General features: G+C 74.1%; 15 protein-coding genes. 14 read left to right on the top strand and 1 reads right to left on the bottom strand.

What is annotated here, in order from left to right:
- Positions 1–2 precede the first annotated feature (2 nt).
- The 11 genes from ACA514_RS23670 (at position 3) to ACA514_RS23620 (ending at position 15,956) form a co-directional block, all read left to right on the top strand.
- Positions 3–1,277: an MFS transporter gene (locus ACA514_RS23670; protein WP_375043401.1), complete on the top strand. Its 1,275-nt coding sequence runs from the start codon at positions 3–5 to the stop codon at positions 1,275–1,277.
- A gap of 73 nt (positions 1,278–1,350) precedes the next feature.
- Positions 1,351–2,598, top strand: coding sequence for a condensation domain-containing protein (locus tag ACA514_RS23665; RefSeq protein ID WP_375043400.1), 1,248 nt, complete (start codon positions 1,351–1,353; stop codon positions 2,596–2,598).
- Complete coding sequence (locus tag ACA514_RS23660; protein WP_375043399.1) at positions 2,592–4,007, top strand: Ldh family oxidoreductase; 1,416 nt, start codon at positions 2,592–2,594, stop codon at positions 4,005–4,007. Before ACA514_RS23665 ends, ACA514_RS23660 begins: the two co-directional genes overlap by 7 nt.
- Positions 4,008–4,036: 29 nt before the next feature.
- Positions 4,037–4,747: a polysaccharide deacetylase family protein gene (locus ACA514_RS23655; protein WP_375043398.1), complete on the top strand. Its 711-nt coding sequence runs from the start codon at positions 4,037–4,039 to the stop codon at positions 4,745–4,747.
- On the top strand, positions 4,726–5,529 hold the full coding sequence (locus ACA514_RS23650; protein WP_375043397.1) for a glycosyltransferase family 2 protein: 804 nt from the start codon (positions 4,726–4,728) through the stop codon (positions 5,527–5,529). The genes ACA514_RS23655 and ACA514_RS23650 overlap by 22 nt, the downstream gene beginning before the upstream one ends.
- 115 nt (positions 5,530–5,644) lie before the next feature.
- Positions 5,645–5,878, top strand: a complete 234-nt coding sequence (locus ACA514_RS23645) for a phosphopantetheine-binding protein (RefSeq protein WP_375043396.1) — start codon at positions 5,645–5,647, stop codon at positions 5,876–5,878.
- A 5-nt stretch (positions 5,879–5,883) separates the two neighbouring features.
- Positions 5,884–8,874 carry an AMP-binding protein gene (locus ACA514_RS23640; RefSeq protein WP_375043395.1) on the top strand — a complete coding sequence of 997 codons (2,991 nt, stop codon included), beginning with the start codon at positions 5,884–5,886 and terminating at the stop codon, positions 8,872–8,874.
- On the top strand, positions 8,871–11,516 hold the full coding sequence (locus ACA514_RS23635; protein ID WP_375043394.1) for an amino acid adenylation domain-containing protein: 2,646 nt from the start codon (positions 8,871–8,873) through the stop codon (positions 11,514–11,516). Before ACA514_RS23640 ends, ACA514_RS23635 begins: the two co-directional genes overlap by 4 nt.
- A gap of 23 nt (positions 11,517–11,539) precedes the next feature.
- Positions 11,540–12,553: a guanitoxin biosynthesis L-enduracididine beta-hydroxylase GntD gene (gene gntD, locus ACA514_RS23630; RefSeq protein WP_375043393.1), complete on the top strand. Its 1,014-nt coding sequence runs from the start codon at positions 11,540–11,542 to the stop codon at positions 12,551–12,553.
- Between the two features lie 41 nt (positions 12,554–12,594).
- Positions 12,595–13,854: a nucleotide sugar dehydrogenase gene (locus tag ACA514_RS23625; RefSeq protein WP_375043392.1), complete on the top strand. Its 1,260-nt coding sequence runs from the start codon at positions 12,595–12,597 to the stop codon at positions 13,852–13,854.
- Positions 13,851–15,956 (top strand): iron-containing redox enzyme family protein, encoded by a 2,106-nt coding sequence (locus tag ACA514_RS23620; protein WP_375043391.1) that lies wholly within the window; start codon positions 13,851–13,853, stop codon positions 15,954–15,956. Before ACA514_RS23625 ends, ACA514_RS23620 begins: the two co-directional genes overlap by 4 nt.
- Here ACA514_RS23620 and ACA514_RS23615 read toward each other — a convergent pair.
- Positions 15,886–16,575 (bottom strand): response regulator, encoded by a 690-nt coding sequence (locus ACA514_RS23615; protein ID WP_375043390.1) that lies wholly within the window; start codon positions 16,573–16,575, stop codon positions 15,886–15,888. The two genes, ACA514_RS23620 and ACA514_RS23615, sit on opposite strands and share 71 nt — an antisense overlap.
- A gap of 529 nt (positions 16,576–17,104) precedes the next feature.
- Here ACA514_RS23615 and ACA514_RS23610 point away from each other — a divergent pair.
- Genes ACA514_RS23610 through ACA514_RS23600 form a run of 3 tightly spaced genes read left to right on the top strand, consistent with a single transcriptional unit; the run spans position 17,105 to position 19,646 of the window.
- Positions 17,105–18,022, top strand: coding sequence for an SDR family oxidoreductase (locus tag ACA514_RS23610; protein WP_375043389.1), 918 nt, complete (start codon positions 17,105–17,107; stop codon positions 18,020–18,022).
- Complete coding sequence (locus ACA514_RS23605; protein WP_375043388.1) at positions 18,019–18,951, top strand: alpha/beta fold hydrolase; 933 nt, start codon at positions 18,019–18,021, stop codon at positions 18,949–18,951. Before ACA514_RS23610 ends, ACA514_RS23605 begins: the two co-directional genes overlap by 4 nt.
- Positions 18,948–19,646: an SDR family oxidoreductase gene (locus ACA514_RS23600; RefSeq protein WP_375043387.1), complete on the top strand. Its 699-nt coding sequence runs from the start codon at positions 18,948–18,950 to the stop codon at positions 19,644–19,646. Before ACA514_RS23605 ends, ACA514_RS23600 begins: the two co-directional genes overlap by 4 nt.
- Positions 19,647–19,668: the final 22 nt, after the last annotated feature.

Genomic DNA, 19,668 nt, shown 5'->3' with positions numbered 1-19,668 from the left:
GCATGAGCGGGCTGCTGGGCCGCCTGGTCGGCCTTCCCGACGTCCCGGCCGTGCGGCGCTGGGCGTGGGTCGCGGTGGCCGACTCGCTCGGCACCGGGCTGATCACGCCGCTGGTCATCATCTACTTCACCCAGCAGATCGGGATGAAGGCCGTCACGGTCGGGCTGGCGATGAGCATCGCCGGGATCGGCAGCGCGGTGCTGGTCCCGTTCGGCGGGGTGTTCGTGGACCGGTTCGGCGCGAAACCGCTGGTGATCACGGCGTTCGCGCTGGCGGGGATCGGCACCACCGGGTACATGTTCGCCCGCGGCTTCGGCGTCCTGGTGCTGACGGTGCTGCTGGCCAACATGGCGGACGCGTCGGGACGTCCCGCCAAGCACGCCTTCATGGCCCAGATCGCCGAGGGCGAGGCGCGCAACCGGCTGCTGGCGTTCAACCGGTCGGTGCGCAACGCCGGGTACGGCGTGGGCGGCCTGCTGGCCGCCATCGTGCTCGGCCTCGGCTCGCACGTCTGGTACGTGCTGGCCTTCGGCCTGGACGCGCTGTCGTTCTTCGTCGCGATCGTGCTGGTGGTCGGCATCGCCGCGCCGCCGCTCGGTGCCGCCGCCGAGCAGGACGCGGAGGCCGCGCCGGCGAAGTCGCGCGGCGGCTACGCGGAGGTGCTGTCCGACTGGCGCTACACGCTGCTGTCGGTGCTGAACGTCCTGGTCCTGCTCGAAGCGACGATCTTCACCGTCGGCGTCCCGCTCTGGGTCGTCCAGCACACCGACGCGCCCAAGTCCGTGGTCGGGGTGCTGTTCACCGTCAACACCGTCATGATCGTCCTGCTCCAGGTGCGGGCGACCAAGGGCCTGGAGGGGCCCGCCGACGTCCGCCCGTCCTACCAGCGCGCCGCGCTCGGCATGACGATCGCGGTCGCGGGCTACCTGCTCGCCCAGTACGTCGGGGCGGTCCTCGCGGTCGTCCTGCTGGTGCTGGCGGTGGTGCTGCACTCGGTCGGCGAGCTGTCGGCCTCGGCCAGCGAGTGGACGGTCTCGATCGGGCTGGCCCGCGAACGCCTGCGCGGCCGCTACCTGGCGGTGTTCGCGCTCGGCGACTCCATCGGCAAGGCGGCCGGGCCGGTGGTGGTGACGTTCCTGCTGTCCCGGGCGACCTCGGCCGGCTGGCTGGTGCTGCTCGCCCTGGTGGCCGGGAGCTGCCTGGTCAGCGCCGAGCTGGCCGTACGGCATCCGCGCAACCGGGCGCCCGAGGCCGCGCTCACGGAGGCGGCCGCATGACGGCGCGCACCGCCCCGATGCCCGCAAGGCCGATGCCCGCAGGATCGATGCCCGCACGAAGGAGGGTGTCCTGGTGACCCGTCTGCTCCCCACCCAGTACCGCTGGACCCGCATGGACTTCGGCGAGTGGCGGCACTTCAACCTCGGCACGCTGTTCACGGTCCCCGCCGGGCTCCCGGACGCGACGCTCGCCCGCGCCGCGCGGCGGGTCGTCGACCGCAACCCGGCGCTGCGCACCGCCTACCGGCGCGGCGCCGAGGGCTGGACCGCCGAGGAACGGCCGGCCGGTGCCGAGACCGCGGTGCGGACGGCCGAGCTGCCCGACTACCGGGGGCGCGCCGGCGCGATGGAGGACGAGATCGCCCGGCTGCAGGGCACGCTGCGCCCGGACGAGGGCGAGGTGTTCCGCGTCGTCCACTTCCCGTTCGGCGACGAACCGGGACGGCTGCTGGCCACCGTCCACCACCTCACGCTCGACGGCTTCTCGATGGGGCTGGTCGGGGCCGAGCTGGACCGCGCGCTGCGGGACCGCGAGCCCGGCCCGCTGTGCGCCGCGCCCGCCGACTACGTCGCGGCCGTCGAGAAATGGGTCGCGTCCGACGAGGCCGCGGAGGACGCCGGCCGGTGGCTGGACCGGCCGTGGGACCGCGTCGCCAACCCCCCGCCCGACCTCGACGGGGACGCCACCCTGCCGACGATGCGGATCGACAGCGGCGAGCTGGAGGCCGACGTGACGGCGGCGCTGACCGCCGCCTGCCGCAAGGCCGCGCTGCGGCCGAGCGACGTGCTGCTGGACGCCGCCGCCCAGGCGGTGATGGCGCGCTGGGACCTGCCCGCGGTGGCCGTCGACGCCTACCACGTCGGACGCCACCTGACGCCCATGGGCATCGACGTCATCGACACGATCGGGTACCTGCAGAACACGTTCCCGATCGTGTTCACGGCGCGCGACCGCTTCGACCCCGCCGATGTCCGTGCCGTCCCCGACCGCATGTTCGGCTTCGACGCCCTGCGCTTCTTCACCGGCCGGTTGGACGACCTGCCCGCCACCACGCTGCGCTACAACTTCCGCGGGCACATGGGCCGGCTGAACAGCAGGCCGGGCGCCTACCTCGGCGAGGCGGACGAGCCGATCCGCAGGCGGCGGGCGCAGACGCAGACCGAGGCCTACACGCTGATGCTGGAGGGCGACGTCATCGACGGCCGGCTCGTGCTGCACATCAAGTACAGCACCGGCCAGTACGAACCGGGCAGTATCGGCGACCTCCTCGCCGGCGCGCTGGACCGGGTCCGCGCCACCACCCGGGAGCTGGCATGCTGACGATCAGCGATCTGGTGGTGACGGTCGGCGGGCCGGGCGACGAGCTGGTCCTGCTGCGCGGCGCGGACCTGCGGGTCGCGGACGGCGACACGGTCGTGATCCGCGGCGCGCGGGGCGCGGGCAAGTCGACGCTCGCCGCGGTGCTCCGCCGCGAGCTGCGGCCCCGGTTCGGCCGGATCGACGGCCGCGCGCTGGTGATCGACGACGCCGACCGGGTGCCGCCGGACCGGCTGGCCGAACTGCTGGACTCCTGCCGGGCCCGCGGCGAGACGCCGGTGCTGCTGGCGGCCGACGAGCACTTCGTCGGGGCGCCGCGTCCGGCCGAGGTCGTCCTGCGGCTGGCCAGGGGCATGCTGATCGCCGAGCCCCGGACGGACGGGCCGGCCCCGGCGCCGGCCGAGCTGCGGATGCCGCCGGACGAGCTGAAGCGCAAGGCGGCCGCCGCCCTGCGCGAGGCCGGATGCCCGGACGAGCCCGCCGCGCTGGTCGCCGACGTGCTCGTCGAGGCGGACGTCCGCGGGCACCACTCGCACGGCATCGGGTTGCTGCCCACCTACCTGGCGCGTGTGGCGGCGGGCGGCGTCGACCCCGCCGCCGCGCCCGTCCTCACCGAGGAGGGCGCGACCGCCCGCGTGGACGCGCAGGGCGGCTTCGGGCAGCCCGCGGCGGCGCTGGCCGCCGAGTGGTGCGCCGCGACGGCGGCACGGCTCGGAGTGGCCGCGGTCGGCGTGCACAGCAACAACCATGTCGGGATGATGGCCGCCTACCGGTGGCCGTTCCAGCGGCACGGCGTCGTCGGGCTGCTGCTCAACGTCTCCGGGCCGAGCCTCGCGGCGCCGGGCGCGGTCAAGCCGACCCTCGGCAGCAACGCGGTGTGCATGGTGACGCCGACGGAGAAGGACGAGCCGTTCGTCGTCGACTTCGCCACCGGAGTCGTCGCGATCGGGAAGATCCGGGCCGCCGCGCAGCGCGGCGAGCCGATCCCGGCGGGCTGGCTGCAGGACGCGGCGGGACGCCCCACCCTCGACCCGGGCGACCTGGAACGCGGCGGCTCGGTGCCGGTGTTCGGCGACTACAAGGGGCTGTGCGTCACGCTGATCGCCGAGGTGCTGGCCGGGATGCTGGGCGGCCAGACGGTCAGCCCGCTGGTGGCCAAGCAGCGCGCCCAGCCCGCACGGCCGATGAACTGCGGGCAGCTCTTCGTCGGGATGTCCCCCGGCGCGTTCGGGCTGGACCAGACCGACAAGCTGCTCGGCGTGCTGCACGACGCGGTCGTGGACGGCTATCCGGACGCTCCGCCCGCACTGCACTTTCCCGACCAGCTGGAGGCCCGCAACAGCGCCGTGGCCAGGGAGAACGGCGTCCCGGTGCCGGTGTCGGTGGCGTCCGCGCTGGGCTGGGCCCGATGATGATCCTCGACGGTCCGATCTTACCGGAGATGCCGCCCGACGTGCGGCAGGCGGCGGCGGGCGCGGCGCCCGGCTGGCCGCTGGTACTGTACTTCCACCACGTCCACCCCACCCTCGACCACTACACCTCGCTGACGCCCGGCGCGTTCGAGCGCGGGCTGGAGACGGTGCTCGCCGAGTACGGCCCGGCCCTCGACCCGGCCGGCGTCGGCGCGGACCTCGACCCGCCGGCCGGGCCGAGAGTCCTGATCACCTTCGACGACGGGCACCGCGACAACCTCGACCACGCGCTGCCGGTGCTGGACCGGCTCGGCGTGCGGGCCCTGTTCTTCGTCATCACCGGGCTCGCCGACGCCGCTCCCGACCGGTCGATGACCTGGGACGAGGTGGCGGGCCTCGTGGCGGACGGGCATCGCGCCGGCTCCCACACCGTGACCCACCGCAAGCTCCCCGCCCTGGGCCCGCGCGAGCAGCGTGCGGAGATCACCCGCTCGCTGGCGGCGGTCCGCGACCGGCTGGGCGACCCCGCTCCGCCGCTGGCCCACCCCTACGGCCTGCCCCCCGCGGCCGGCGCGGTCCCGGACGGCGTCCTCGCCTTCGGCACCGTGAAGGCGCCGCCGCTTCCCTGGACGGCCGCCCCGCACGACGTCCGACGTACCTATCTGCCGGTCGGCCGCGAGGAGTCGTGGCCGCGGCTGTGTCGCGATTGGAGACGGCAATGGTGGCACCCATCACCGTGATCATTCCCAGCCGGGACCGCTATCGCGATCTGCGCCGCTGCCTGATCGCGCTGGCCGAGTGCGACGGCGCGCTGCTGCACGAGGTGCTGGTCGTGGACGACGGCTCCCGGCCGCGGATCACCGACGCCGTCGCGGTCGGAGACCTGCCGGTGCGCGTGCTGCGCAACGACCGGCCGATGGGCGCGACGCCGGCGCGCGCGCACGCCGCCGACCACGCGCGCTCGCCGATCCTGGCGTTCCTGGACGACGACGCGCTGCCCCGGGCGGACTGGCTGACCGAGATCGCCGCGCAGTTGACGCCCGACCGCGGCGCCATCACCGGGCGGGTGCTGCCGTTCGACGCGGGGCTGCTCTCGGAGGCCCGCCAGTCCCGCTACGTGGAACGCTACCGGGGCCTCGAGCCCGGGCAGCGGGTCACGTTCTTCGCCGGCGGCAACAGCGCGGTCTGGCGGGACCGGTTCCTGGCCGCCCGCGGCCCCGCCGTCAACGTCCCCGGCAGCGACAACGACCTGGTGAGCGGGTTGTCCGGGCTCGGCCTCGGGGTGCACTTCGCACCCTCGATGGTGATCGTCCACCGCAACGGCAAGGGGCTGCTGCGCGCGTTGCGGGACGCCTACGGGTCCGGGCACCACGCGCGCCCGCTGCCGGTGCGCGACGCGCTCCGGGACATGGCGCGGCCGGTGCCGGGGGCGTCCCCCCGGGTGCGGCTGACCAACCGGATGCTCAACCTCGTCCACCTGGCCGGACGCAGCGTCCCGCGCTCCACCAGGCAGCATCCCTGACCCGCCCCGGGTACTCCGTCCCGCCGACCCGTCCCGCCGACCCGATCGATCCCGCCCGGCCCGTGGTGGTTCCCGCGCGGCCCCATCGTCCCGCGAACAAGGCAAGGAGTCCGATATGTCCGTGTCCGAAGCCGACTCGGCGGTGCTGCAGACCCTCAGCGAGCTCTGGGAGGAGGTCCTGGAGGTCGACGGCGTCACCGCCGACGACGACTTCTTCGAACTGGGCGGCGACAGCCTGCTCGGCGTGACCATGATCGGCAAGGCGCGCCATGCCGGCCTGTCGTTCTCCTATCAGGACCTGAAGGACAACCCGGTGCTGGGGCGGCTCGCCGCCGTCGTGGCGGGCTGACCGCCGTGTCCCGCACCCTGACCGGGCTGTTCGGCCGGCACGCCCGCGCGCACCCCGGCCGGCCGGCCGTGCTGGACGGCGGCCGCGCCCTGACCTACGCCGAGCTCGACGCCGCCTCGGACGAGGTCGCCGCCGGGCTGGCCGCGCTCGGCGCCGGCCGCGGCGACCGGGTCGCGCTCCGGCTGCCGCGGTCCGCCGACCTCGTCATCGGGGCCCTCGGCGTCCTCAAGAGCGGGGCCGCGTACTCACCGCTCGACGTGGCGTGGCCCCCCGCGCGCGTCGCCCGGATCGCCGAGCGGCTCGGCGCACCGGTCGAGGTGGACGCCGGCACCCTGCCCCGGCTGCGCGCGCAGGGCCGTGCCGCCGCCCCGGCCCGTCCGGCGGTGCGGGAGGACGACCCGGCCGTGGTGCTGTTCACCTCGGGATCCACCGGCGAGCCCAAGGGGGTGCTGTGCCCGCACCGGGCGATCGGCCGCCTGATCCCGCACGCCGGCCATCTCGACCTCACCGCGCCCGTGGTGATGCCGCTGGCGGCGGCGGTCCCGTGGGACGCGATGTCGCTGGAGCTGTGGAGCACGCTGTGCTCCGGCGGGACCCTGGTCGTCGTCCGGGACCTGTACCTCACGCCCGGCCGGCTCCGCGACCTGGTGACCGGGCACGCCGTCGACTCGCTGGTGCTGGCCACCTCGGTGTTCAACCTGCACGTGGAGGAGGACGCCGGCGCGTTCGCCGGCCTCCGGCAGGTCGCCGTCGGCGGCGAGCAGCTCTCGCCCGGCCATGTCGCCGCCTTCACCGCGCGGCACCCGGACATCGCCCTGGTCAACCTCTACGGACCGGCCGAGAACGGGATCCTGACGACGACGCACCGCTTCACCGCGGCCGACTCCGCCGAGGGACGGGTGCCGATCGGCGTGCCCGTCCCGGGGACGTCCGTGCACCTGGTGGACGGGGAGATCTGCGTCAGCGGCGACGGCCTGGCACTCGGCTATCTCGGCGATCCGGCCGGCACGTCCGAGCGTTTCACGGAACTGGCGATCGACGGCCGCCCCGTTCCCGTCTACCGGACGGGAGACCGCGGGCACCGCACGCCCGACGGCCTCTACCACTACGGTGGCCGCACCGACCGGCAGGTGAAGATCCGCGGCCACCGGATCGAGCCCGCCGAGGTGGAGCACGCCGCCGAACGCCTCACCGGGGTGACCCGCGCCGCCGTCGTGCCGGTCGACGGGCCGGACGGCCGCGCCACCGGCCTCGCGCTCTTCTTCACGGGCGACCGGGACGGCGCGGACGTGCTCGCCGACCTGCGGGCCCGGCTCCCCGGCTACCTCGTCCCGGCCGCCGCCGAGCACGTCGGGCGGTTCCCGCTGACGGGCAACGGCAAGCTGGACCACGCCGCGCTGGCCAGGTCCGCGGCCGGGTCCGCAGCGGGGTCCGCGGCCGGGTCCGTTACTGCTCGTGCCGCGGCCCCGCCCGCGCCCGCCCTCGACACCCCCGGCACGGACGCGGAGCGCGTCGCCGCCGTCTTCGCGGACGTGCTCGGCCTCCCGCACGTGCCGCCGGACGCCGACTTCTTCTCCCTGGGCGGCGACTCGCTCGCCGCCGGGCGCCTCAGCGGCAGGCTCACGGCGGCGCTCGGTACGCCGGTGCCGCTCTCGGCCGTCTTCGAGTGCCCCACGCCCGCCGATCTCGCGGCCCGGATCGCCGGGCAGCGTCCGCACACCGGTGGCGCCGCGTCCGGCGAGGACGAGCGGCCGGGCGCGTCCGACCGGCGGGACGGCGCCGTCCCGCTGCTGCCGTCCCAGCTGACCTTCTTCGTCGCGCAGCAGATGGACCCCGACGACCTCACCGCCCTCTGCCCGATCGTCTGGGACCTCGGCGGCGCCCTCGACACGGCGGCCATGCGGCAGGCGCTCGATGACGTGAACGCGCGCCATGAGGCACTGCACAGCCGGTACACGGTGCTGGACGCGCCGGTCGCGGTGCGCCCGGCCGGCCGTCCGCGGCCGGTCGAGCTGGTCACCGTGGCACGTCCGGCGGACGTCCTTCCCGCGCTCATCGCCCCGCTGGACATCCAGGACGGGCGGCTGTGGCGGGCCGCGCTGGCGCCGGGCCGGTTCGGGATCGTCGTCCACCACATCGCGTTCGACGCGCGGGCGGCGTCCGTGCTGGCCCGCGACCTGTCGGCCGCCTACCGGGCACGCGCCGAGGGGCGGGCGCCGCGGTTCGGCGGCCCTGCGCCGGGCCTCGCCGAGCTGGCGTCCGGGTACCGCCCGCCCGCACCCGACGATCTCGCGGAGCAGCGCGCCTACTGGCGCACCGCGCTCAGCGGGGTGACCGCGCTGGAGCCGCCGCCCGGGGCGGGACCGTCCGGCGGCCTCGCCGCGACCGTCCGGCGGTTCGACGAGGCGGCCCTCACGGCGGCGGTCCGGTCTCGCGGGACCACCGCGACGGTCGCGGCGCTCGCCGCCTACGCGCACGCGGTCGCCGCCCTCACCGGCCGGACGGACGTCGTCGCCGGCCTGCCGGTCGCGCGGCGCGGCGACGCGGCGGCGGAGCGCGCGGTCGCCTGCATGATCGAGATGACCTGCGTCCGGCTGCGCGCGCCGTCGCTGGACGCGGCGCGCGAGGCGCTCGTCGAGGCGTTGCGCCGTCCGGACGTCCCGGTGCACGAGATAGCGCGCCTGTCCCGGCTGCGGCCCCCCTACGACACGGTCGTCTCGGTCCAGGACAACCCCGAGCCGGTGCTCGACGTGCCCGGGATCCGCGCCCGGCACGTGTGGGTCGACACCGACGAGCTCGACACCGGCCTTCTCGTCGAACTCCTGCCCGGCGGACGCCTGCGGGTGAGCCGGCGCCGCGAGGCGGTGTCCGCGGGCTTCGCCGACGCGCTCGCGGACGCGATGGCCGGTTTCCTTTCCGGGCTCGCGGACCGGGATCCCGTCGCCGCGGCGAGCGGGACGGCGGACGGCACGGCGAGTGCGGGGGCGAACCGGTGAGCGCCCGGCGCAGGCGGCTGTGGGAACAGCGGGTCCTCGACCCGGCCGGTCCCTGGCACGACATCACCTTCACCGTGGACGTCGCGGGCCGCGCCGACCGCCTCACCGCCCTCTTGCGCGACCTCGCGGCGGGTCCCGCCACCGAGCCGGAGGGCGGCTTCCGGGACGCGCCGTCGGCCGAGTTGAAGGACGGCGCCGTCACGGCCACGGTGCCCGCGGTCTGGGGCACGCCGGACGATTTCGTCCAGGCGATGGCGACCGGCGCGCCTCCGAGGGACCGCGACGCTACCCCCGCCGACCTGGACCATTGGGCCGAGAAGCTCGCGGACGCCGTCGACCCCCGGCTGCCCGAGGACGGCGACGCCGCCGCGGACGCCGATCCCGCCGGAGTGCTCCACTTCGGCGAAGCGCACACCGCCGGCGCGGGCGACGGCCTGCTGCTCGCCGCGCTCGCGGTCGTCGCCTGGCGCTGGACCAGGCTCACCGACCTGGCCATCGGTGTACCCGAGGGCATGGTCCGGCTGGAGGTGGACGCCGGGATCCCGCTGGGCGAGCTGGCCCGGCGGGCGCGCGAGGCCAGGGCCGCGGCCGCACGGCACGCCGGAACGTTCGAACGGGCCATGGAGGAGACCGGGATCCGCCTCCTGCCGAGCCTGCGGCTGATGGACGCGGTGCGCGACGCCCCCGTCCACGCGGACGGACTGACGCTGACGCCGCACGTCCCCGCGCACGGGCCGGTCGGGTCCACGCTCGCCGTCGGCCCCGCCCATGCCGCCTACGACGCGCGCCGCCTCTCGGCGGGAACCGTCGAACGGATCCTGGCGCAGATGCGCATGGTCATCGGCGCGGCGCCGGACACCCCTCTGGGCGCCCTGCCGCTCATGGAACCCGCCGAACGGACGACCATCCTCACCCGTTTCAGCGCCACCGCCCCGGCCGCGGGCGACGGCCGCGCGCTGCACGAGACCGTCGACGGGCCGCCGGACGCGACCGCGGTGGTCTGCGGCGACGACCGGCTGACCTACCGGGACCTGGCCCGCCGCTCCGACCGGCTCGCCCGGTACCTGCTGGACGCCGGGGTGCGCCGCCAGGAGGTCGTCGGGGTCGGCATCGGCCGGTCCGCGGACCTGGTCACCGGCTTCCTCGGCGTGCTCAAGGCGGGCGCCGCCTACCTGCCCCTCGACCCCGGCTACCCGCCCGACCGGCTGGAGTTCATGCGGGCGGACGCGAACGCCGGCACGATCGTCACCGGCGAACTGATCGCGGCGCTCGACGCCGCCGGCGCGCCGGGCCTCGACGGGCCCGTCCCCGTCGACGAGGCGGACTTGGCGTACGTCATCTACACCTCCGGCTCCACCGGCGCGCCCAAGGGCGTCCAGGTGGAGCACCGGCAGATCGTGAACTCCACGGCGGCCCGGTACGCCGTCTTCCCCGGCCCCTACGACTCCTACCTCGCCCTCGCCGGTCCCGCGTTCGACGCCCTCGGCGCCGGGATCTACCTGACGCTCAGCCGCGGCGGGACGCTGGTGCTGCCGACCGACGCCGAGGTGACCGATCCCTGGTCGCTCGCCAAGCTCATCGACCGGGAACGGGTGACGCACTTCGACGGGGTGCCCGCCCAGTACGCGGCCGTGCTCGACGCCGCGCCCGGCGTCCTCGCCGGGATCCGCTGCGCCGTCGTCGCGGGCGAGGCCTGCCCGCCCGGGCTCCCGGCACGCCATTTCGAGGTCACCGGCGACGCCGTCCTCGTCAACGAGTACGGGCCGACCGAGGCCACCGTCTGGGCGCTGTGCCACACCTGCGAGCGCCCGTCCGGACCGGCCGGGCGGCGGGTGCCGATCGGCAGGCCGGTCGCGGGCGCGCTGGCGTTCGTCCTGGACGACGACCTGAACCCGCTGCCGATCGGCGTCCCGGGCGAGCTGTGCGTCGGCGGGGCGGGGGTGGCCGTCCGCGGCTACCTCGGCCGGCCCGAGGCGTCCGCCGAGCGGTTCGTGCCGAACCCGTTCGGCGCCGGCCTGCTGTACCGCACCGGCGACATGGTGCGCTGGCGTCCCGACGGGACCGTCGACTTCCTCGGCCGGATCGACCAGCAGGTGAAGATCCGCGGCTACCGGGTGGAGCTCGGCGAGGTCGAGGCCGCGCTGCAGCGCCATCCGGGCGTCCGGGAGGCGGCGGTCGTGCCCGCCCGGGTGGGCGACCACATGCGGCTGGTCGCCTACGTCGCCGCCGACCCGTCCGTCGGCGACGCGGAGCTGACCGCCTTCGCGGGGAGCCGGCTGCCCGCCCACATGGTCCCGGGCGTGTGGATCCGCCTCGCCCTCCTGCCGCGCACCCGCAACGGGAAGCTGAACCGCGCGGCCCTGCCCCCGCCGCGGCCCCCCGCCCGCGGCGGCGCGTCCGCCGCCCCCCGCACCCCCCTGCAGCACGCCGTGCTCGACCTGCTCGGCTCCCTGCCGGGCGCCGCCCCGGCCGCCGACCTGACGGCCGAGGTCCCCGCGTGGGCGGGCCCCCGGTACGGCCCCGCCCTCGTCACGGCCCTGCTGCGGGACCGCTTCGGCGACCCGGTGCCGCACGTGTCCGCCGGGGACACCGCCCGCAGGATCGCCGCCGAACTGCGACGGCTCGGAACCCACCTCCAGTGACGCAGCGAAGGAGAAGGACGACGATGGACACACCCGTCTCGTACACGATGTCCCTGGCCGACATCGGGGAACTCGAAGCGCTGATCGACAAGATCGATTCGCTGGACATCGACCCGGCCGCCCCGCGGCTCTTCGACCAGGCGTGGGAACTGACCGCGATGGTCCCGCACGGGGTGCGCCGCTTCCTGGCCGAGTTCTGCCTGCACGAGCAGGCGGCCTTCGGCATGGTGCGCGGCTGGCCCGTCAACGACCGGGCGATCGGGCAGACCCCCGCGAACTGGACGCAGGCCGCCGAGCAGGCGCGCGGCCGCCGCGAGGAGTTCGTCCTCGCGCTGTTCGCGATGTGCCTGACCGGCGACACCTTCAGCTGGTCCACGCTCCAGGGCGGCCGGCTCATCCACAACGTCGTCCCGATCCGGGGCGACGAGTCCGAGCAGAGCGGCCACGGCCAGGTGCTCCTGGAGTGGCACACCGAGGACGGCTTCCACCCCTACCGCTGCGACTACCTCCTGCTGTTCGGCATGCGCAACCACGACCGGGTGCCGACCCTGGTCTCCTCGATCCGGGACGTCCGGCTGGACGAGGCGGACATGGAGATCCTCCGCCGGCCGCTGTTCCACATCATGCCGGACAACGAGCACCTGAGGCAGATGGCCGACATCCATCCCGGTCACCCGAGCCTGCTGCGGGCCCGCGCGATGCGCGAGGAGCCCGAGGCCGTCCCCGTCCTGTTCGGCGCGCAGGACTCGCCGTACTTGCGGATCGACCCGTACTTCATGCGCTGCGCGGACGGCGACCCGGCCGCCGGGGAGGCGCTGCAACGCCTGATCGACGAGCTGAACCGGGTGCAGCAGCGCGTCGAGATCGAGCCGGGGACGTTGCTGATCGTCGACAACTACCTCGCCGTGCACGGCCGGGCGGCGTTCAGCGCGCGCTTCGACGGGACGGACCGCTGGCTGAAGAAGACGCTGGTCACGCGGGACCTGCGGACGTCGCGCGACATGCGCGAGTCGCCGTCCAGCCGGGTCATCGTGTGACCGCCGTGCGATCGCCGGAACCCGTGGAAGGAGCCTCGCCCATGGACCTGGTCGTCGTGGGTCTCGGCTATGTCGGCCTGCCGCTGGCGCGCGAGGCGTGCCGCGCCGGGCTGACCGCCGGCGGCCTCGACCGGGACCCCGCCGTCGTCGCGGGCCTGGCGGCGGGCCGGTCCCACGTGGACGACGTGCCGGACGCCGACGTGGCCGCGATGCTCGGCGCGGGCTTCACGGCCACCGCCGATCCCGCGGTGCTGGGCGCGGCGCAGACGGTCGTCATCTGCGTGCCGACGCCGCTGGCGCCCGAGGGCGGCCCGGACCTGGCGGCGGTGCGCGGCGCGGCGCGGCGGGTGTCCGACCATCTCCGCCGGGGGACCCTGGTCGTGCTGGAGTCCACGACCTACCCCGGCACGACCGACGAGGTCGTCCGGCCGATCCTGGAGGAGTCCGGGCTGACCGCGGGGGAGGACTTCCACCTTGCCTTCTCGCCGGAGCGCATCGATCCGGGCAACGGCCGGTACGGCGTCGCCAACACCCCCAAGATCGTGGGCGGGTACACGCCCGCGTGCGCCGCCGCGGCCGAGGCCTTCTACGGCAAGTTCGTCGAGACGGTCGTCCTGGCCAAGGGCACCCGCGAGGCCGAGATGGCGAAGCTGCTGGAGAACACCTACCGGCACGTCAACATCGCGCTGGTCAACGAGATGAGCGTGTTCTGCAACGAACTCGGCATCGATTTGTGGGACGCGATTTCCTGCGCCGGGACCAAGCCTTTCGGATTCCAGTCGTTCTTCCCCGGTCCGGGCGTCGGCGGGCACTGCATCCCGATCGATCCCAACTACCTTTCCTACAAGGTCCGGACGCTGGGTTACTCGTTCCGATTCGTGGAGCTGGCGCAGGAGATCAATACCGGGATGCCGCGGTATGTGGTGCACCGCGCGCAGCAACTGCTCAACAACCGGGGCATGGCGTTGCGCGGTGCCCGCGTCCTGCTGCTCGGCGTCACCTACAAGGCCGACGTCGCCGACCAGCGCGAATCCCCGGCGCGGCGGATCGCGGAGCAGTTGGCCCGGCACGGCGCGCACCTGTCCTACCACGACCCGTACGTGCGGACCTGGCAGGTCGGCGATCTGCGGCTGTCCCGGGTGCCGGACCTGCCGGACGCGTTGGAGACCGCCGACCTGACGCTCCTGGTCACCGACCACAGCGTGTACACCGCCGCCCTGCTGAGCGAGCACGCACGCTTCCTCTTCGACACGCGAGGCCGCACCAGCGAGCGGCCTATGGCGAACACGGAGCTGCTGTGAACCCTCCGGACCTCGCAGGCGCCGATCCCGCCGCCTTCCGTACGCTGTACCTGTGGGCGGACGACCCGGAGCGCGGGTTCTGGCCCGGCCCGGTCCAGGACCAGGTCAGCGAGCTGATCGCGCCGGGTCCGGGCCGTCTCGATCCGGACGGCCTGCACCGCGAGGCGACCGAATGGGCCCGGACGCAGAGGTCCCGGTTCCGGACGCGCGCCGGCCTGCCCGCGGTCCGCCGGATCGTGCTGAACTGCGCCCCGCTCGCGCTGAAGGCCGGGGCATGGCTGCAATGGCTGGTCGGTCCCGGCAACGCCGACCGGCAGTTGAGCATGCACGTCCTCGCGCTGTACGCCGATGACGTCGGCGTCGGACGGCCGGGCGCGGACCGTGCGGCGCGCTACCGGCGGCTGATGGAGGGCGCCGGCCTCGCCGGGCGGATCGTGCCGGAGGACCGGCTCGCCGCCGACCGGCAGATCGCCGACCGGAGCTTCCGTCTCGCGGCGCTGCTGCTGGCGGCGAGCCGCTACCCGGCCGCCTTCACTCCCGAACTCCTCGGAGCCGACCTCTGCCTGCGCTGGGTCGGCGTGCTGCCGCCGCTGCACGCCGTCCAGGAAGGTCTGGACGGCCTGGACGAGTGCGCTGCCACGGCCGGGACGTGGGCGGCGCTAGACCTCGCCGCCTCGGCCGACCGGTCGCTGGCGGCGGTCCGGACGTACGTGCGGGACAACCCCGGCGATGACCGGCCATGGCGGGCCGTCCGGTGGACGCTCGACGAACTGCGGGCGTGGAGCGACGAGCTGTACGACCTGAGCGGCCGGGCGCTCGACCCCGCGTTCGAGATGGCGGAACTGCTGCGGCACCGTGCGCGCGAAGCGAGCGCGTACCACCACGACTACCGGTTGGAGGGCAGAACGCTCGCCGAGTGGTTCGGCGCCGGCGCCGATCGGATGCTCGGCGTGCTGGCACGCAGCAGGCTCGTCCGGCCGGGCCGTCCGGACGCCAGCCCGCTGCTGCGCGATCTGATCGGCGAGGGCGGTCCGATGTTCCGCGTCTTCTCGCCCGAAGACCTGGCCGTCATCAGGCGCTGGATCGCCTCCCTCGGCGAAACGACGACACCGGATAGCGCCGCCCCGGCGCCCGCCGGTTGGTCCCCTGTTCCCAGCGCGCCGGAGCGCGCGCAGGCACGCGAGGCCGCTCCCGAAGACGCCCCCGCGACGGTACGCGAGGCGTACCGAAGGCTGCTTCAGCGCGACGATTCGCCTGCCGTCCGCGGTTACGCACTCGACTACACGCGCGAATGGCTGGAACGTTCGCGGGCGGGCATCGAACGGATGAAGAGCCCGCCCCGCCAATGGGAGCCCGGCATGCTGCGCCGCTGGCTGCGCGACCAGCACGACCGGCACGACGAGCAGTTCCGGGCGGGCGAGAGCCTGGCCGTCCCGCCCCGCGAGACGGTCGTCGACACCTTCCTCCAGCTCGCGCCGCTCAACCTGATCGACGGCGGCTGGCTCGCCGGCTTCACCGACCACCGGCACGCCGTCGGCGACCTGGGCCGCGTCCTGTTCGCCACGTACTGGGACGAGCTCGGCAACGGCGAACTGCCGCTCAACCATCCGCTCATCTACCGCGACCTCATGCGCGACATGGGCTTCGAGCTGCCGCCGACCGCGTCCCGCGAGTTCGCCGAATGGCCGGGCTTCCGCGACGAGTCGTTCGAGCTCCCGGTCTACTGGCTGGCGCTCGGCCGGTTCCCGCGCACCTTCCTCCCCGAGACGCTCGGGCTGAACCTGGCGATGGAGCTGTCCGGGGTCGGCGGGACCTACCGGCGCGACCGGACCGCGCTGCGCACCCACGGGTTCAGCAGCCGGTACGCCGACGTCCACAACACCATCGACAACGTGGCGACGGGCCACTCGGCGTGGGCGGTGGACGCGATCGACTGCCATCTCGCCGCCCTGGCCGAACGGTCGGGGGCCGAGGCGGCCGCGGACGCCTGGCTCCGGATCAGGACCGGCTTCCGATCGCTGCGGCCACCGGTCAGAGCCCCTGATCGGGCCGCCAGGAGTACTGGTGCTCGGGCCGTCCCGTGCTTCCATAACGGAGGGTGACCCGCACCTTTCCCGCCTGCGCGAGGGACGCCAGGTAGCGCTGGGCGGTGGTGCGCGAGATGCCGATCTCCGTGCCGATCTCGGCGGCCGACCGCGGGCCGTCCGAGCGTTCCAGCGCCTCCATCACCAGTTGGCTGGTGATCTTCGCGTGGCCCTTTCCCGCGGGTCGCGGGGCCCCCGGCCCGCCGTACAGCGTGCGCAGCGCCTCGTCGATGTCGGCCTGGCTCAGGTGCCCGGTGACCCCGACCTGCCTGCGGAACCGCAGGTACGCGGTGAGCCGCTCGGCCAGGTGGGCCCCGGTGAACGGCTTGATCAGGTAGTGGTAGACGCCGCCCGACAGCGCCGCGCGCACCGACTCGGCATCGGCCGCCGCGGTGGCCATGATGACATCGGCGTCCAGCCGGCCCAGCAGGTTCAACCCCGACTCGTCCGGCAGGTAGACGTCCAGCAGCACCAGATCGGGCCGCAGCTCGGCCGCCATGGCGCGGGCCTCGGCGGCGGACCCGGCCCGTCCGGCCACCCGGAACCCGGGCACCGCCCGGACGAGCTGCGCGTGCACCTCCGCCACCCGGAAGTCGTCGTCCACGACCAGCACCGAGATCTCGGCCGGCTCGCTCATTCGGTCGCCCCCTGTCGGTCGGCAGCCTCGTCTCCCGTTCGGCCGGCACGCCCGCGCTAACGCGCCCGAATGCGGTCCGGGAGGTATTTCCGCTGCACAGCGCCAGTTGTCTCGTCCGCCGCGACGACGTCGCGGCGAAAGGAGGGATCTCGACGGTTCGACACCTTGCGGATTAAAACTCGTATGGGAGCGGTGCATTCGGTGCCAGCCTGTGTCATTTGTCCGCATCCAGCGCGATCATTGTGCCGCATCATGCTGCCGTGTGCCGATCCATTTTGGAACCCCCGGGCCGACAAAGAGCCGCGCGGCAGCGGTTGTTGAAAGGCTTACTTACGGCACTGCGGTCCGGCTCGACCATCACCTCGACGTCCCCCGCCTTGGCGGCGATCTCCGCCTGCCCTGGGGGCAGGTTCGGTGGAGGCTCTCGCGGAGGTCGGCGCACACCGCTGGGCGATGGCTTGGTACGAAAGTTGTACTACTGGGTATCGTTATGTAACCTGGGCCGATCCTCGAGCGGAGAGAAGGAACATTGATCCTCATCACAGGAGCGAACGGGCGGCCCGGGTCGGCGGCCGTGCGCGAGTTCGCGCGGAACGGGCGGCCGGTCCGCGCGCTCGTGCGGGACCCGGCGAAGGCCGAAGGGCTGCGGGGCCTGCCGGGCGTCGAGATCGTCCACGGCGACATGCTCCGGCCGGAGACGCTGCAGGACGCGCTGGCCGGGGTGGACCGGGTGCTGATGATCTCCAGTGCCGGCCCGCAGATGCTGGAGACCCAGTGCACGTTCATCGACACCGCCGTCAGGGCGGGTGTCGGGCACATCGTGAAGTTCTCCGGCCGGGACTCCATCGACGGGTTCGACAACGAGCGGTTCCGGTCCAGCCGGAGCCACGAGCAGATCCAGCGGTACCTGTTCGCCTCCGGTACGCCGTGGACCGTCCTCCAGCCGAGCCAGTTCATGCACGTGTACTTCGAGGAGGTGCCCGACGTCGTCAAGGGAGAGCTGCGCCTCCCGCTCGGTGACACGACGCTCGCCCCGGTCGACATCGATGACATCGCCAAGGTGGCCTACAAGGTGCTCACCACGCCCGGGCACGAAGGCCGGATATACCCCATGACCGGCCCGGAGGCCATCACCATGGCCGACGCCGCCCGGCACATCGCCGACGCCATCGGCAGGCCGGTCCGCTACGTGGACGTGTCCTTCGAGGACAAGGAGCGGGCCTGGTTGGCCGCGGGGTATCCGCCGCCGCGCGCGACCGCGTTCGTGCAGCTCTTCCAGGAGCGCCGCAGGCTCGGCCGCTCGTCGGTCGACCTCAGCACCCATGAGCGCTTCGGCGTCGAGCCGACCACGTTCGCCCGGTTCGCCCGCCGCCACGCCGACGTCTTCCGCGGCGACGCCGACTACACCGTCACCCCTGGCCTGGTCATGGACGGGAGCCGGCGTTGACCGCGGACACGCGACCGGCGGGCCCCGCGGACGCGAAGATCTTCGTGCTCGTCCACGGGGGCGCACACGGCGCCTGGGCGTTCGAGCGGGTGACGTCGCTCCTCGTCAAGGAAGGCCACCATGTGGTGGCGCAGGACCTGCCGGGGCACGGGCTGAACGCGCGCCTTCCGCGGTCGTACGCCGCACGGCCCCTGGATCCGCAGGAGTTCGCGACCGAGCCTTCGCCCCTCGCGCACGTGACCCTGCGGGACTACTGCGAGCAGGTGACCGCCACCATCAGGCGGCTCTCCGCACTCATGCCGCACCACCGGATCGTCCTGGTCGGGCACAGCATGGCCGGGCTCGTCCTCAATCAGGTGGGCGAGACGGTCCCCGAGCTCATCGACCACCTGGTCTACCTGTCCGCCTGGATGATCGCCGATGGCACGTCGTTCAGCGACTACATGGCCGCGCCGGAATTCTCCACCGGACTGATCCCGACCGTCCTTCTCGCCGACCCGACCGTCGCCGGCGCGCTGCGGATGGACTTCCGGTCCGTCGACCCGGACTACCGCGCGCGCCTCAAGGCGGCCTTAGGCGCTGACGTGGACGACCACGACTGGAACGCCGTCACCCACCTCCTGACGCCGGACACCCCCATCGGGCCGCTCGCCGAACGGGTGACCATCACGCCGGACCGGTGGGGCCGGATCCCGCGGACCTACATCAGCTGCACCGACGACCGGGCCGTCCCGCTCGCGGCCCAGAGGCGCTTCATCGCCGAAGCCGACAGGCGCACACCCGACAACCTCACCGACGTAAGAGAACTGCCCACCGGCCACTCGCCCTTCGCCTCCCAGCCGGGACGACTGGCCCAGTTCCTGCTGACGCCCGGCCTTCACCCGGCCGGGGCGGCCGGTCATCGCAGGGCCACCAAGGAGAAGTCATGAAGATAGCGGGAAGCACGGCATTCGTGACGGGCGCCAACCGCGGGTTGGGGCGGCGCTTCGCCGAGCAGCTCGTGGCCCGGGGCGCCACCGTCTACGGCGGCGTCCGCAACGTGGCGTCGCTCGACGTGCCGGGCGTGGTCCCGGTGCGGATCGACGTCACGGACCCGGCGTCGGTGGCCGCGGCGTCGGAGGCCGCACCGGACGTGTCGCTGCTGATCAACAACGCGGGCTCCTACACCGGGGCGTCGGTGTCGGACGGGTCGCTGGAGGACGTCCGCCTGGAGATGGAGACCCACTACTTCGGCACGCTCGCGGTGACCCGGGCGTTCGCTCCGCGACTGGCCGCCGCCGGCGGCGGCGCGATCCTCAACGTGCTGTCGGTGCTGTCGTGGCTGACCTTCCCCGGCTACAGCGGCTACGCGGCGGCGAAGGCGGCGCAGTGGTCGCTGACCAACGCCCTGCGGATCGAGCTTGCGGCGCAGGGCACGCAGGTCACCGGGTTGCACGTCGGCTATCTGGACACCGACATGGTCGCGTCCGTCGACGCCCCGAAGAGCGACCCGGCGGTGATCGCCGCGCTGGCGCTCGACGCCTTCGAACGGGGGGCCGTGGAGGTTCTCGCGGACCAGGCCGCGCAGCGGACCCAGGCCGACCTCGCGGGCGGCGTCGCGAAGCTGTTCCCGGCCGTCGCCTGACCACGGCGGCCGGCGTGCGGTC

This window comes from Actinomadura sp. NTSP31 (assembly GCF_041951385.1).
Lineage (GTDB): Bacteria > Actinomycetota > Actinomycetes > Streptosporangiales > Streptosporangiaceae > Spirillospora > Spirillospora napierensis.
The sequence above is the reverse complement of the archived record's forward strand: the minus strand, read 5'-3'. Positions and strand labels throughout refer to the sequence as shown.

Excerpts from the sequence above, each read along its gene's own strand:
- ACA514_RS23600 (WP_375043387.1), top strand. The coding sequence starts at position 18,948 with ATGAAGATAGCGGGAAGCACGGCATTCGTGACGGGCGCCAACCGCGGG.
- gntD (WP_375043393.1), top strand. The coding sequence starts at position 11,540 with ATGGACACACCCGTCTCGTACACGATGTCCCTGGCCGACATCGGGGAA.
- ACA514_RS23655 (WP_375043398.1), top strand. The coding sequence starts at position 4,037 with ATGCCGCCCGACGTGCGGCAGGCGGCGGCGGGCGCGGCGCCCGGCTGG.
- ACA514_RS23660 (WP_375043399.1), top strand. The coding sequence starts at position 2,592 with ATGCTGACGATCAGCGATCTGGTGGTGACGGTCGGCGGGCCGGGCGAC.
- ACA514_RS23625 (WP_375043392.1), top strand. The coding sequence starts at position 12,595 with ATGGACCTGGTCGTCGTGGGTCTCGGCTATGTCGGCCTGCCGCTGGCG.
- ACA514_RS23645 (WP_375043396.1), top strand. The coding sequence starts at position 5,645 with ATGTCCGTGTCCGAAGCCGACTCGGCGGTGCTGCAGACCCTCAGCGAG.
- ACA514_RS23650 (WP_375043397.1), top strand. The coding sequence starts at position 4,726 with ATGGTGGCACCCATCACCGTGATCATTCCCAGCCGGGACCGCTATCGC.
- ACA514_RS23615 (WP_375043390.1), bottom strand. The coding sequence starts at position 16,575 with ATGAGCGAGCCGGCCGAGATCTCGGTGCTGGTCGTGGACGACGACTTC.
- ACA514_RS23670 (WP_375043401.1), top strand. The coding sequence starts at position 3 with ATGAGCGGGCTGCTGGGCCGCCTGGTCGGCCTTCCCGACGTCCCGGCC.